Origin of the sequence: Paenarthrobacter aurescens, from assembly GCF_025421775.1 — a bacterium.
Classification (GTDB): Bacteria; Actinomycetota; Actinomycetes; order Actinomycetales; family Micrococcaceae; genus Arthrobacter; species Arthrobacter aurescens_B.
On the sequence record NZ_JAOEFX010000733.1, the window covers coordinates 1 to 236 of the forward strand.

Genomic DNA, 236 nt, shown 5'->3' on the forward strand with positions numbered 1-236 from the left:
GGGGTGTGGGAACCCTTGCGGCGGCCCGTATCTTGTCAGAGCATGGTGTCTACGTTGTTGGTGTACCTAAGACCATCGACTACGACTTGGGTGCTACGGATTTCACGTTTGGATTCGACTCTGCCGTCCAAACGGCTTCAGAGGATATCGATCGCATGCGAACCTCCGGTGAGTCCCCTCATCGGTGCATGATTGCTGAGGTCATGTGAAGGTATGCAGGGTGTATCGCCTTGCAT

General features: G+C 54.7%; 1 pseudogene. It reads left to right on the top strand.

Annotation, left to right across the window (positions count from 1 at the left end):
* Window positions 1–206: pseudogene (locus N7568_RS25415) on the top strand (6-phosphofructokinase); the annotation flags it as partial.
* Window positions 207–236 lie beyond the last annotated feature (30 nt).